Raw genomic sequence first — 12,734 nt, forward strand, 5'->3', positions numbered from 1 at the left:
CGGGGTCCATCGCGCGGGCGCATCCATCGGACGTTGGTGCCGATGGATGCGAAACGGACCCTAGAACATCTCCCCGATGCCGTCCGGTCAAGACCATTCAGTCGTTCGATTCGACCTGAACCGTCAGCAGAAAGGCGTAGATGTTGTCGAACTGGCTGTCGGTGAAGACCTCTTTCCAGGACGGCATGCCCTTGGCCGGACGCCCCTCATGCACCGTGGTCAAGAATTTCTCTCGCATCTCGTCGCCGTAGCGGTGACGCAGCAGCCTCAGATCGATCTTCCGCTCACTCTGGATCGCGTCGGGACCATGGCAATGCGCACAGGTACCGTTGAAGATCTCCTTGCCCTGACCGACAGCTTCGGCATTTGACGCCAGCGCGTCGCCCTTGGTCTCGGTCGCGACGACGTTGGCCACTTGCGCCACGCCGGTCCCGGCGCCGGTCGTGGTTCCCGCCGGTGTCTGCACGGCGCTGAGGCGGAGAGGCTGACCGGTCGGCAGGCCATACTTCGCCTTGAGATCGGCGATGGTCCGCTCGAGGTCCGGCAAGACCGCATCGATCTGGTCGCGCAGCTCTGTCGAGGCCTTCGCGAAGCCGATCGCCGCGTCCCACGACAAACCTTCGCCTTCGGTGAGCTGAACGCGATAGCGATCCTGGTAGACGGTCTTGTTCAGCCAGCCGGCCACGGGTCCCCAGATAAAGGCGACGTCGGCCTTGCCCCGATCCAGCGCCTGCATGCCTTCCTCGGGCGACAGCACCGTCACCTTCTGGATGTCGTCACGCATCGCCAGGAGGTTTTGCGGCGTGCTGGCGAACTGCACGGCGACCCGTTTGCCCCGGAGATCGTCGACCCCTGAGATCGTCCGGTCCTTTGCGGTCACGAGGGCATAGCCTTCACGCGCAACCGTGCTCGAGAAGATCACGGCCGGCCCCATGAAATCCTCGGAGCGCGGCAGGCCGATCATGGCGTCGCATTGCTTGCCGAGCAGTGTGACGCGGACAGTGCGCTTGCCGAAATACGATTTGTACCAGTCGTAGGCGATCGGCCGCCCGAGCGCCCGCGCCAGCGCCTGCCCGATCTCGACATAGAGGCCGGGTTGCGAGGGGCTGTTGCTCGAGAACGGAAGATTGGTCGGATCGGCACAGAGCCGGAACGGCTGCACTTCGTTCGCGCGGCTCGGGGCGGCTGGCACGATGAGCGCGGAGCCGGCAACACATGCGAGCAAAGCTGCGATGGCGCGACGTCTGCTGTGGCCAAGGCCAGAACGATTTGGACGCATCCTCACCTCCCGTGGTTGGGCATCGTTGGCGTGACGTTGGGACAAGGCCTGGCCTCGGCCGCAACGACGCGATCACATTTTGGGAAAAGAGCGCGTGTATCCCGTCACTCGGGGATACACGCGCCAGTGGTCACTGGACGGAGAACACGAAGAGCGAGCCGCCCTCGGGAGCTGCAGCCGTCATCTTCTTGCCAACCTCGCCCAGGAACGCGGGCAGCGCTGCCGTGCGGCCGACGACGATGGCGACGTATTGCTTGCCGTCGACCATGTAGGTCACAGGGCCCGCGCCGATGCCGGAGCCGAGATTCTTGCTCCAGAGCATTTTGCCGGATTTCGCATCGATGGCACGGAAATCGCCATGGATGTTGCCGGCGAACACCAGGCCGCCGCCAGTGGTCAGCGTCCCGCCATTGAAGGGCAGGTCTTCCTTGATGGACCAGACCTTCTTCTGGTTGACGGGATCCCAGGCCACGAGCTCGCCGAGGAAGCCACCGGGGCCTTCCTTGGTCGGGAATTCGGCTCCGAGATAGAACACGCCGCGCTTGTAGGCGACGTCGCTGACCGACCAATCCATGCAGACATTGTTGGAGGGAATGTAGACGAGGCCGGTCTGCGGGTTGAACGACATCGGCTGCCAGTTCTTGCCGCCGATCAAATTGGGGCAGATGTCCTTGGCGGGATGGCCGGGGCCCGGACGCTTGTCGGGATCCTCGACCGCGCGCATGGTGGCGAGATCGAATTTCTGCGCCCAGTTCGAGAAGACATACTTCTCCGCCGAAAGAACCTTGCCGGTCTCGCGGTTGGCGACGAAGAAGAACCCGTTGCGATCCGCCTTCATCAGCGCCGGAACGTTGCTGCCGCCGATGTTGAGATCGGCGAGCACGGCCTCATTCACGCCGTCATAATCCCAGGCGTCGGCGGGTGTGGTCTGGATATGCCATTTGATCTTGCCGGTGTTCGGGTCGAGCGCGAGCGTCGAGGCTGTGTAGAGATTGGTCAGCTTGCCGAAATCGCCGTTGCCGGTCGAGCGCACGGCAGTGTTCCACGGCCCGGGATTGCTGGTGCCCCAATACACGGTATCGGTCTTGGGATCATAAGAGCCGACCAGCCAGGCCGCGCCGCCGCCATGCTGCGCGGAATCGCCCTTCCAGGTATCGCCGCCGGGCTCCTCCGGCGTCGGAACGGTGTAGGTCTGCCAGGCGAGCTTGCCGGTGTTGATGTCGAAGGCCTGAAGCGCGCCGCGCACGCCGTACTCGCCACCGCCGAAGCCGGTGATGACCTTGTCGCGCACGACCAGCGGCGGCGAGGTGATGACCGAGCCCTGCTTGTAATCGACCACCTTCGCCGTCCACAGCGCCTTGCCCGTCGCGGCGTCGAGCGCGGTCAACTTGCCGTCGAGCCGGCCGACGAAGATCTTGCCGTCGGCGTAGGAGACGCCGCGATTGTTCACGTCGCAGCAGGCGTATTGCAGCACGTCGTCCGGAATCTCCGGCTCATAGGTCCACTTTCGCGCGCCGGTCGCAGCGTCGAGCGCATAGACGTATTTCGGCCCCCATGAGGTCGAGACGTACAACGTGTTGCCGATGACGATCGGCGAGGATTCGTTCGAGCGCAGCGATGCAAGCGAGAACGAATAGGCAAGCGACAGCTTGCCGGCGTTCTCGGCGTTGATCTGGTTGAGCGGGCTGAAACGCGTGTTGGCGTAGTCGTGGCCCGCGACCGCCCATTGATTGGAATCGGATTGCGCTTTGAGCAGTGAATCGTTGGCGCGAACGCCAACTGTGCCGGCGCCCAGCATCGCGATCATCGAAATGCCGGCCAAGAAGCCCCTCGTTCCAAAGGTCATTTATTCCCTCCGTGATGTTGCTTTGCGCGCCACGTTGAGCGCCGATGCGCTTTTGCGCTTTTCGATACGCAGTTCGACTGCGAACCATCACGGAAATTACAGCATCGCCTTTTCGCGCTTAGTATAGGCGGAAGGTAGTAGTGCAAATCGTTGTCAGGCTTGGCCGCTCATCTCGTTGTCGGCACTCGTTTCTTGTCGCTTGTTGGCAGCTCCAAACCAGCGATCGGATTGCGGCAACATCGTGTGGCCATCCGCGCGTTCCGTCGAAAGTCGGCATCAGCGACGACCGCAAATCACGACGACGGCTCAACCGCGGCGAGGGCTGCTGAGCGGTTACAATATCCGTCAATGTCGCTGTATCGTTGCAGCTCGCTTTGACCGGCCCGCATTCAGGCACGAGGGTGATGCTCGGCGGCGAAACCATCTCGAGAGATTGGTTGTCTTCTTCGCGTCCATCGATCGCCAGGGATCAGGGCGGACTTGGGCAGGCCGCCTCCCGACAGGCCGGCCAAGCCGGTCCAGCTCGTCATGTCGGATCAACATTCCAATAAAATCAATGACTTATCGTGCAAAACCCTACTACCAAGATCGCGATTACAAAGTTGCCCGGCCGTGCTCCTATTTGCGGAGCGACGACAGGAGTCGTCCCAAGGGAGAGACAATCGGCGGCGCCAAGACCGACATCCACGGGGCGAGCAGCCTTCGCGCGATGGCAGAGCAGGACGCCGCGGAAGACGCGAGAGACCATCTCCTTGCAAGTTTCAGACGGGTCGCGCCATGCACTGGCGGCGACACGGATCGGTGTTGTCTGATCGCAGCGCCTCGACGACCGTTTCGTGACACCCGGCGACCCAAAATCCCAGTTGCAAAGTTTCATCGCGCTGTTTCTAATTGGAATAACTACAAACATTCTGGGAGGACGACACCGTGTCTACAGTCAAACTGACAGTGAACGGCAAGGCCGTTGCTGTCGACGTCGAGGACCGCACGCTGCTGGTCCAACTGCTGCGCGATCATCTCAATCTCACGGGGACCCATGTCGGCTGCGACACCAGCCAGTGCGGCGCCTGTGTCGTGCACATGGACGGCCGAGCGGTGAAATCCTGCACCATGCTGGCGGGCCAGGCCGACGGCGCCAGCATCACCACCATCGAAGGCATCGCCAAGGGCGACGAGCTGCACCCGATGCAGGCCGCCTTCCGCGACAATCACGGCCTGCAATGCGGCTATTGCACGCCGGGAATGATCATGTCGGCGATCGACATCGTGCACCGCCATGGTGGCCAGCTCGACGAAGCCACCGTCCGCACCGAGCTCGAAGGCAATATCTGCCGCTGCACCGGCTACCACAACATCGTCAAAGCCGTGCTGGATGCAGCCGGGCGCATGAAGGTCTCGCAGGCGGCCGAGTAAAGCGGCGCGCCTCGAAAAGAACCACGGCTGCAGCTTTCGAGGGAAAGCGCGGTCAAAGAAATTTCCGGTCGGGAGGACCAGACATGGGTGTTGAAGGCATCGGCGCGCGAGTCGTGCGCAAGGAAGACAAGCGTTTCATCACCGGCAAGGGCCGGTACGTGGACGACATCAAATTGGTGGGCATGACCCATGCCCATTTCATCCGCAGCCCGCACGCCCACGCCAAGGTGAAGGGGATCGATTCCTCCGCCGCGCTGAAGATGCCGGGCGTGGTCGCCGTGCTCACGGGCCGAGAGATTGTCGACGACAAGGTCGGCAATCTCATTTGCGGCTGGGCCATCACCTCCAAGGACGGCAGCCCGATGAAGATGGGCGCATGGCCGGCGATGGCGCCGGAGACGGTGCGCTTCGTCGGGCAGGCCGTCGCGGTCGTGATCGCCGAAAGCAAGAATCTCGCGCGCGATGCGGCCGAGGCCGTCGCCGTCGATTACGAGGAACTTCCCGCAGTCGCCGACGTCCAGGCCGCGATCAAGTCTGGCGCGCCGCAGCTTCACCCCGAAGCTCCCGGCAACCAGGTCTATGACTGGGTGATCGGCGACGAGGGCGCCACCGATGCCGCCTTCGCCAAGGCCGCCAATGTGGTCAAGCTCGACGTCACCAACAACCGCCTCGCCCCGAACGCGATGGAGCCGCGCGCGGCGATCGCCGATTACGACGCGGCGGAAGAGCATTTCACGCTCTATACGACCTCGCAGAACCCGCACGTCGCCCGCCTCGTGCTCTCGGCGTTCTACAACATCGCCCCCGAGCACAAGCTGCGCGTGATCGCCCCTGACGTCGGCGGCGGCTTCGGCTCCAAGATCTTCATCTATCCCGAAGAGATGGTGGCGCTGTGGGCCTCCAAGAAGGTCGGCCGTCCCGTGAAATGGACCGGCGACCGCACCGAGGCCTTCCTCACCGACGCGCACGGCCGCGACCATGTGACCCATGCCGAGATGGCGTTCGACGCCAACAACAAGATCACCGGCTTCAAGGTGAAGACCTACGCCAATTTCGGCGCCTACATGTCGCTGTTCTCGTCCTCGGTGCCGACCTATCTCTACGCGACGCTGCTGTCGGGCCAGTACAACATCCCGGCGATCCATGCCGAGGTGATCGGGGTCTACACCAACACCACGCCGGTCGACGCCTATCGCGGCGCGGGCCGCCCCGAGGCGAGCTATCTGATCGAGCGGCTGATGGAAACGGCGGCGCGGCAGCTCAAGGTCGATCCGGCCGAACTGCGCCGGACCAATTTCATCACCCAGTTCCCGCATCAGACGCCTGTGATCATGGCCTATGACACCGGCGACTTTAACGCCTCGCTCGATGCCGCGATGAAGGCGATCGACTATGCCGGCTTCGCCGCGCGCAAGGCGCAAGCCAAGTCGCAAGGCAAGCTGCGCGGCATCGGCGTGTCCTGCTACATCGAGGCCTGCGGCATCGCGCCGTCGAAGGCGGTCGGCAGCCTCGGCGCCGGCGTCGGCCTGTGGGAATCGGCCGAGGTGCGCGTCAACCCGGTCGGCACCATCGAGATCCTGACGGGATCGCACAGCCACGGCCAGGGCCACGAGACCACGTTCTGCCAGCTCGTCGCCGATCGCCTCGGCGTTCCCATCAGCCAGGTCTCGATCGTCCATGGCGACACCGACAAGGTGCAGTTCGGCATGGGCACCTACGGCTCGCGCTCGGCGGCCGTCGGCCTCACCGCGATCCTGAAGGCCATGGAGAAGATGGAATCGAAGGCCAAGAAGATTGCGGCCCATGCGCTGGAAGCTTCCGAGGCCGACATCGTCATCGAGAACGGCGAGTTCAAGGTGACCGGCACCGACAAGGCGATTGCCCTGCCGATGGTCGCGCTCGCGGCCTATACCGCGCACAACCTGCCTGACGGGATGGAACCGGGTCTGAAGGAGAGCGCCTTCTACGATCCGACCAACTTCACCTTCCCGGCCGGCACCTATATCTGCGAGCTCGAGGTCGATCCCGGCACCGGCAAGACGTCCTTCGTCGACTTCGTCGCAGCCGACGATTTCGGCCGGCTGATCAACCCGATGATCGTCGAGGGCCAGGTCCATGGCGGCCTTGTTCAAGGCATCGGGCAGGCGCTGCTCGAGCACGCGATTTACGACGCCAACGGCCAGCCGGTCACGGCCTCGTTCATGGACTACGCCATGCCGCGCGCCGACGACGTGCCCTCCTTCAACCTCTCCCACACCACGACCCTTTGCCCGGGCAATCCCCTGGGCATCAAGGGCTGCGGTGAGGCCGGCGCGATCGGCGCCTCTGCGGCCGTGATCAACGCGATCACGGATGCGATCGGCAAGAACAATCTGGAAATGCCCGCAACCCCTGATCGGGTGTGGCGCACGATCAACGCGGCTTAAGAGGGAGGAACGAAGATGTACCAGACCACCTATCATCGCGCTTCCTCGGTCGACGAGGCTGCAAGCCTGTTCGCCAAGGGCAGCGAGTCCAAGTTCCTTGCCGGCGGCCAGACGCTGCTGCCTGTGATGAAGCAGCGCCTCGCAAGCCCGTCCGACGTGATCGACCTCGGCAAGATCAAGGAGCTGCAGGGCGTCGAATTGTCGGGCGACACGCTGACCATCAAGGCCGCCACGATCTATTACGACATCATGACCAATGCCGATGTGAAGAAGGCGATTCCTGCGATCGCCTATCTCACCTCGGTGCTCGGCGACCCTGCCGTGCGTTACCGCGGTACGATCGGCGGCTCGATCGCCAACAACGATCCCGCCGCGGATTTCCCCGCTGCATTGCTCGCACTCGGCGCCACCGTGAAGACCAACAAGCGGTCGATCTCGGCCGAGGACTTCTTCCAGGGCCTGTTCACCACGGCGCTCGAAGACGGCGAGATCATCACCGCCGTGTCGTTCCCGGTGCCGGCGAAAGCAGGCTACGAGAAGATGCGGCATCCGGCCTCGCGCTTTGCGCTGACCGGCGTGTTCGTCGCGCAGACCAAATCGGGCGAGGTTCGCGTCGCCGCGACTGGTGCCTCGCAATCCGGTGTGATGCGGGTGCCCGCGATTGAAGCCGCGCTGAAAGCGAACTGGTCGCCGTCGGCGATCGATGGCGTCAGCATTTCGGCGAGCGGATTGCTGGCTGACATCCACGGCACTGCCGAGTACCGCGCCAACCTCATCAAGGTAATGGCGCAGCGCGCGGTGGCCGCGGCGCGCTGATAGCGCCTCGACACAAATTTTCCGCGGCGCGCACTTCGGTGCGCGCCGTTTTATTTTGGCGGTGCGGCATCAAAAGCGCTTGCCTCGCTGGCATGAAGGCGAGAAAAGTTAATCAGCCGATTAACTCGCTCCAAGAATAATGTCAGCGGCGATACCGAACCATCGGCATCCGCCCGCGACCCGAGGAAACAACAACGTGCTCGATAAATCAGCGCCCACCTCGACCGTCCGCGCCTCCGGCCCGCTCTCGGGCTTCCGCATCGTCGAATTCGCTGGCATCGGCCCTGGCCCGTTCGCCTGCATGATGCTGGCGGACATGGGCGCCGACGTCGTCACGCTCGACCGGGTCGGCGCGAAGAAGAGCATGAAGTCGGTGGCGGGACGCGGCCGCAAGGTGATCGAGCTCGACCTGAAGGACAAGGCGGCGATCGCAGAGGTGCTCGAACTGCTTGCCAGCGCCGATGCGCTGGTCGAGGGCTTTCGTCCCGGCGTGATGGAGCGGCTCGGGCTCGGGCCGGACGTCGTGCTCGCTCGCAATCCCAAACTGGTCTATGGCCGCATGACCGGCTGGGGCCAGGAAGGCCCGCTCGCCAACGCGGCCGGCCACGACATCAATTACATCTCCATCACCGGCGCGCTCGCGGCCATCGGCACGAAGGAAGCGCCGGTGCCGCCGCTCAATCTGGTCGGCGATTTCGGCGGCGGCGCGCTTTATCTCGTCGTCGGCGTGCTCGCAGCCCTGCTGGAAGCGCAGCGATCCGGCAAGGGCCAGGTCGTCGATGCCGCGATGTGCGACGGGGCGGCCTCGCTGATGTCGTTCTTCTTCGACATGACGACGCTGGGCCGCTGGACCGAGGGGCGCAACCAGAACTTCCTCGACGGCGGCGCGCATTTTTACGGCGTCTATGAATGCGCCTGCGGCCATTTCGTCTCGATCGGCTCGATCGAGCCGCAGTTCTACGCGCTGCTGCGCGAGCATGCGGGCCTGACGGATGCCGATTTCGACGCGCAGATGAACCCCAAGGCCTGGCCGGCGCTGAAGGAGAAGCTGAAGGCCGTGTTCAAGAGCAAGACGCGCGAGGACTGGTGCAAGATCATGGAAGGCACCGACATCTGCTTCGCGCCGGTGCTGACCATGTCGGAAGCAACCCAGCATCCGCACATGGTCGCCCGCAACGTGTTCGTCGAGCGCCACGGCGTGAAGCAGCCCGCCCCGGCGCCGCGCTTCTCGCGGACACCGTCGGCGGTGCGTGAGCCGGAGCCGGCGGAAATCGGCGCGGTGATGCAGGCGTGGAAGAGGTAAGTCTCACCCGGACAAAGGTCGCGTAGGGTGGGCAAGGGCGCGCAGCGCCGTGCCCACGTCTTCGCATCAACTGGGCAGGACGTGGGCACGCTTCGCTTTGCCCACCCTACGGCAGTGTGCGTGAGGCTAGAACCTACGCCGCATCCACCTTCAAAACCCCGCGCCGGATCTGATCCTCCTCGATCGATTCGAACAGGGCCTTGAAATTGCCCTCGCCGAACCCGTCGTCGCCCTTGCGCTGGATGAACTCGAAGAAGATCGGGCCGATCGCGTTGGCCGAGAAGATTTGGAGCAGCACCTTGGTCTGGCCGCCCTCGACCACGCCTTCGCCGTCGATCAGGATGCCGTTCTTCTGGAGACGCGCGAGGTCCTCGCCATGCTTGGGCAGACGCGCGTCGATCCGCTCGAAATAAGTCTCGGGCGGCGGCGGCATGAACGGCAGACCGGCGTCACGCAGGTCTTCGATGGTGCGGTAGATATCGCGGCAGCCGCAGGCGATGTGCTGGATGCCCTCGCCGCGATAGGTCTTCAGATATTCCTCGATCTGGCCGGAATCGCCGGCATCCTCGTTGATCGGAATCCGGATCTTGCCATCCGGGCTGGTCAGCGCGCGGGAGAACAGTCCGGAGGCGCGGCCCTCGATGTCGAAGAAGCGGATCTGGCGGAAGTTGAATAGCTTCTCGTAGAAGCCGGCCCAGACATCCATGCGGCCGCGGTGGACGTTGTGGGTGAGATGGTCGAGATAGAACAGGCCAGCGCCGGCAGGCCGCGGATCGCGTGCGCCGAGCCATTCGAACTCGGCATCATAGGCCGAACCTTTGGCACCGTAGCGGTCGACCAGATAGAGCAGGCTGCCGCCGATGCCCTTGATCGCGGGCACGTCGAGCGTCTTCTGCGCCGATGACACATCGGCAGGCTCCGCACCGAGCGAAATCGCGCGGTCATAGGCCGCCTTCGCATCGACGACGCGGAACGCCATCGAGGGGGCGCAGGGCCCGTGCGTGGCAACGAACTCGTAACCGTGGCTGCCGGGCTCCTCGTTGAGGAGATAGTTGATGTCGCCCTGGCGGTAGACCGTGATCTTCTTGGTCTTGTGGCGCGCGACGGGCGCATAGCCCATCAGCTTGAACAGCGCATGCAGCTCTTCTGGATTGGGATGCGCATATTCGACGAATTCGAACCCGTCGGTGCCCATCGGATTGTCGGCGCTAACAGTGGCCGGCGGTGCATCGTGCGGAAACGGTCCCATAGACGGCTCTCCCAAATTGCTGCTGGGAGGAACTATCCTTCATGGAGCCCGCAATGAGCGTGCAAACGGAACGGCCTTTGAGTATCATATGCACGATCCGTGCATGAAATGGACAAACAACGCATGATTTCGGTTGACGCCTTCGACCTCAGGATCCTGGGCGCGCTCCAGGACGATGGCCGCCTCACCAACCAGGAGCTCGCCGACCTCGCGGGGCTTTCGGCCTCGCAATGCTCGCGCCGGCGGATGCGGCTGGAGGAGGAGAAGGTGATCGCGGGCTATCACGCCGATCTCTCCAGCGAGGCACTCGGCTTCGGCGTGGTCGCCTTCATCCAGGTGACGCTCGCGACTCACTCGCCGGATAACTCGAAGCGGTTTCGCGCATTGGTTGGCCGTATCGACGAGATTCAGGAGGCCTATTCGCTCACCGGTGACGCCGACTACGTGCTGAAGGCGGTGCTGCGCGATCTCAAGGGGCTCTCCAACCTCGTCAACGACGTCTTGATGCCGCATCAGAGCGTGGCGCATGTGCGCTCTTCCATCGTGCTCGACAGGCTGAAGGAGAGCTCGCGATTGCCGCTCAGGGAGATCAAGGCCGGCTGAAATCGAGGGAACTACGTCATTCGCGCTTCCCGCGCGATCTGCGATGATCCCAGCCAATCCGGAGATTCAGCCATGGCCCTCCAGCTTCGACCGAACTGCGAATATTGCGACCGCGACCTGCCGCCCGATGCAATTGATGCGCGGATCTGCTCCTACGAATGCACGTTCTGTGCGGATTGCGTCGAGACGAAACTCTCCAACGTCTGCCCGAACTGCGGCGGCGGTTTTGCGCCACGCCCGATCAGGCCGACGCAGGAATGGCGGCCGGGCGTGTGCACGAGCAAGCAGGTGCCGTCGGACAAGCGGGTGCATTTGAAATACAGCGTCGAGGACGTCGCGGCACATTGCGCGCGGATACGGGACGTGCCGCCGGAGAAGCGGTAGATCTCGTAGGGTGGGCAAAGGCGCGTTAGCGCCGTGCCCACGTCATCGATATGGTGGGCACGCTTCGCTTTGCCCACCCTACGAGACCGGAGCGCGCCGCAATCACTCCGCCGCCAAAATCGTCCCTTCCACCTCGCCGAAGCCGACGCGATAGCCATTCCCCTGGCACCAGCCGCGCATCACGAGGCTGTCGCCGTCTTCCAGGAAGGAGCGCTTGGCGCCGCCGGGCAATTCAACCGGCTCGGTGCCGTTCCAGCTGATCTCGAGCAAGCTGCCGCGCTGGTTCTTCTCGGGACCGGAGATGGTGCCGGACCCTAAGAGGTCGCCGACATTCATGGCGCAGCCGGAGGAAGCGTGGTGCATGAGCTGCTGCACCGAGGACCAATACATGTACTTGAAATTGGTGCGGCTGATGCTGGCGGGCGCGTTGGCGCCGGCGGCGCGCAAGGAGACGTCGAGCTCGACATCGTAATTCTGCGGCCTGTCCTGCCTGAGATAATCGAGCGGCACCGGCTGCTGCTCCGGTCCAATCAGGCGGAACGGCTCCAGCGCCTCGCGCGTCACCACCCACGGGCTGATCGAGGTCGCGAACGCTTTGGCCAGGAACGGACCGAGCGGCACATATTCCCATTGCTGGATATCGCGCGCGCTCCAGTCGTTGAGCAGCACGAAGCCGAAGATCATCTCTTCCGCCTGTTGCTCGCTCAGCATGCCGCCCATCGGCGAGGATTGGCCGATCACGACGCCCATCTCCAGCTCGAAATCGAGCCGCTTGCAGGGCCCGAAGCTCGGCACCTCGACATTCGGCGGCTTCAGCTGCCCGCGCGGCCGCTTCACCTTGGTGCCTGAAACCACCACAGTCGAGGCGCGGCCGTTATAGGCGATCGGCATATGCAGCCAGTTTGGCTGCAGCGCATTATCCTTGCCGCGGAACATCACGCCGACATTGGTGGCGTGCTCCTTCGACGAATAGAAATCGGTATAGCCGGAGACGGCGAACGGCAGATGCAGCCTGGCATCGCGCATCGGCACGAGCGCGCGGCTACGCAGTTCCCCATTGTCACGCAGCTCAGGATGATCGGCCCGCAGAAGCTCACTGATCCGCGCCCGGGTCTTGGCCCAGACCTTTGGCCCCAGCGTCATGAAGGGATTGAGCGAGGGCCCGGAGAACACCCCGAGCGGGCCGACATCGAGGCGGGATTCCTGCTCGAGCTCCCAGAGATCGAGCACGTAATCGCCGATCGCGACACCGACGCGCGGCGTCGGATTGGCCGCCGTCGAGAACACGCCGTAGGGCAGGTTCTGGATCGGGAAGTCGGAGGCGGAATCGATCTCGATGAAGGAGCGGAGGCTGGGGTCGTTGGGGTGGGGCATGGGTTTCCCGTGGCGCAGCGGTGAGGGTGTCACCCTCCCCT

General features: G+C 63.7%; 10 protein-coding genes. 6 read left to right on the forward strand and 4 right to left on the reverse strand.

Annotated elements, in window-relative coordinates; genetic code table 11:
• Positions 1-97: 97 nt before the first annotated feature.
• Both BM190_RS30155 and BM190_RS30160 read right to left on the reverse strand, forming a co-directional pair.
• Positions 98-1,279, reverse strand: coding sequence for a c-type cytochrome (locus BM190_RS30155; protein ID WP_210311275.1), 1,182 nt, complete (start codon positions 1,277-1,279; stop codon positions 98-100).
• Positions 1,280-1,409: 130 nt separating this feature from the next.
• Entirely contained in the window at positions 1,410-3,125 is a 1,716-nt protein-coding gene (locus tag BM190_RS30160) for a PQQ-dependent methanol/ethanol family dehydrogenase (protein ID WP_063707628.1), read from the reverse strand.
• A 927-nt stretch (positions 3,126-4,052) separates the two neighbouring features.
• Between BM190_RS30160 and BM190_RS30165 the strand changes: the two genes are divergently transcribed.
• From BM190_RS30165 to BM190_RS30180, 4 genes are all read left to right on the forward strand, one after another.
• A complete protein-coding gene (locus BM190_RS30165; protein WP_018321562.1) occupies positions 4,053-4,538 on the forward strand; it encodes a (2Fe-2S)-binding protein in 486 nt (161 codons plus the stop codon).
• Between the two features lie 83 nt (positions 4,539-4,621).
• Positions 4,622-6,964: a xanthine dehydrogenase family protein molybdopterin-binding subunit gene (locus tag BM190_RS30170; RefSeq protein ID WP_092261367.1), complete on the forward strand. Its 2,343-nt coding sequence runs from the start codon at positions 4,622-4,624 to the stop codon at positions 6,962-6,964.
• A 15-nt stretch (positions 6,965-6,979) separates the two neighbouring features.
• A complete protein-coding gene (locus BM190_RS30175) occupies positions 6,980-7,780 on the forward strand; it encodes an FAD binding domain-containing protein (RefSeq protein ID WP_092261368.1) in 801 nt (266 codons plus the stop codon).
• A gap of 196 nt (positions 7,781-7,976) precedes the next feature.
• Positions 7,977-9,083, forward strand: coding sequence for a CaiB/BaiF CoA transferase family protein (locus BM190_RS30180; RefSeq protein WP_177237376.1), 1,107 nt, complete (start codon positions 7,977-7,979; stop codon positions 9,081-9,083).
• Positions 9,084-9,216: 133 nt separating this feature from the next.
• On the opposite strand, the gene hppD is transcribed toward BM190_RS30180, so the two are convergent.
• The gene (hppD, locus tag BM190_RS30185; RefSeq protein WP_092261370.1) at positions 9,217-10,332 is read right to left on the reverse strand and encodes a 4-hydroxyphenylpyruvate dioxygenase; all 1,116 of its coding nucleotides are present in this window, start codon (positions 10,330-10,332) and stop codon (positions 9,217-9,219) included.
• A 123-nt stretch (positions 10,333-10,455) separates the two neighbouring features.
• Between hppD and BM190_RS30190 the strand changes: the two genes are divergently transcribed.
• Positions 10,456-10,935 (forward strand): Lrp/AsnC family transcriptional regulator, encoded by a 480-nt coding sequence (locus tag BM190_RS30190; protein WP_026202578.1) that lies wholly within the window; start codon positions 10,456-10,458, stop codon positions 10,933-10,935.
• 72 nt (positions 10,936-11,007) lie between these two features.
• A complete protein-coding gene (locus tag BM190_RS30195) occupies positions 11,008-11,319 on the forward strand; it encodes a DUF1272 domain-containing protein (protein ID WP_018321568.1) in 312 nt (103 codons plus the stop codon).
• A 102-nt stretch (positions 11,320-11,421) separates the two neighbouring features.
• On the opposite strand, the gene fahA is transcribed toward BM190_RS30195, so the two are convergent.
• A complete protein-coding gene (gene fahA, locus BM190_RS30200) occupies positions 11,422-12,693 on the reverse strand; it encodes a fumarylacetoacetase (RefSeq protein ID WP_092261371.1) in 1,272 nt (423 codons plus the stop codon).
• Positions 12,694-12,734: the final 41 nt, after the last annotated feature.

It is taken from the genome of Bradyrhizobium sp. Rc3b (assembly GCF_900114915.1).
Lineage (GTDB): Bacteria > Pseudomonadota > Alphaproteobacteria > Rhizobiales > Xanthobacteraceae > Bradyrhizobium.

Coding starts and splice junctions, on each gene's coding strand:
- BM190_RS30155 (WP_210311275.1), bottom strand. CDS start 1,279: ATGCGTCCAAATCGTTCTGGCCTTGGCCACAGCAGACGTCGCGCCATC.
- BM190_RS30160 (WP_063707628.1), bottom strand. CDS start 3,125: ATGACCTTTGGAACGAGGGGCTTCTTGGCCGGCATTTCGATGATCGCG.
- BM190_RS30170 (WP_092261367.1), top strand. CDS start 4,622: ATGGGTGTTGAAGGCATCGGCGCGCGAGTCGTGCGCAAGGAAGACAAG.
- BM190_RS30175 (WP_092261368.1), top strand. CDS start 6,980: ATGTACCAGACCACCTATCATCGCGCTTCCTCGGTCGACGAGGCTGCA.
- hppD (WP_092261370.1), bottom strand. CDS start 10,332: ATGGGACCGTTTCCGCACGATGCACCGCCGGCCACTGTTAGCGCCGAC.
- BM190_RS30190 (WP_026202578.1), top strand. CDS start 10,456: ATGATTTCGGTTGACGCCTTCGACCTCAGGATCCTGGGCGCGCTCCAG.
- BM190_RS30195 (WP_018321568.1), top strand. CDS start 11,008: ATGGCCCTCCAGCTTCGACCGAACTGCGAATATTGCGACCGCGACCTG.
- fahA (WP_092261371.1), bottom strand. CDS start 12,693: ATGCCCCACCCCAACGACCCCAGCCTCCGCTCCTTCATCGAGATCGAT.